Genomic DNA, 688 nt, shown 5'->3' on the forward strand with positions numbered 1-688 from the left:
GGGGGTTCCGGGGGGGCGGTCACGGCTCCCGCGCCAGCCCGGCGGCACCGTGCCAGGCCACCGGCCAGGGCCCGCCCGGGGCGCCGCCGCGCTGGCGCAGCAGCTCCAGCGACCAGCGCGGGCCGGCCAGCCCGTCCGGGCGCGGCGCCACCCGCCAACGGGTGGTGGCGGCCGAGGGCCCGGCCAGCACCCCATGCCGCGGCACCGGGCGCAGCAGCAGCCCGAGCCCGCCGCCGGCCTCGGCCGCCAGCTGCAGCCGGCGGGTGGCGGTCAGGTCGAGCGGCGCCGGCTCCCTGTCCCAGCCGGCGACCAGCAGGGTGGCCGATAGCCCGGGGCAGCGCAGCGCCTCCTCCATCGCCCAGAGCGCGTCGGGCCAATGCGGCGCCTGGGCCAGCAGCAGCCGCTCCGGCGGCAGGCCGCAGCCCAGCAGGCCGGGGGGCCAGGGCTGCAGCGCGCCGCTGCCGGCGGTGATCCACAGCACCATGCCGCCATCCCGGTCGCGCAGGCTGGCGCCCAGCAGCGTGGCGCAGAAGGCAGCGCCGCTGCCGGGGGTGTCGGCCAGCACCTCGTGGAAGGCGGCGCGGGCCAGGCCGCCGCCGGCCAGCGGCAGGTCGGCCACCGGGATGGCGGCAGCGGTGGCGCCCCCCGGGGGGTGGGGGCGGCCAGCGCCTTCCAGCCGGGCCAGGCG

At 82.0% G+C, this 688-nt stretch carries 1 protein-coding gene; it reads right to left on the reverse strand.

Going from position 1 to position 688, the window contains the following annotated elements; genetic code table 11:
* Positions 1-19: 19 nt before the first annotated feature.
* On the reverse strand, positions 20-688 hold a 669-nt coding region (locus tag GVN67_RS29120), incomplete at its 5' end, for an ImuA family protein (RefSeq protein WP_160000778.1).

Source organism: Roseomonas sp. 18066 (assembly GCF_902706185.1).
Taxonomy (GTDB): Bacteria; Pseudomonadota; Alphaproteobacteria; order Acetobacterales; family Acetobacteraceae; genus Pseudoroseomonas.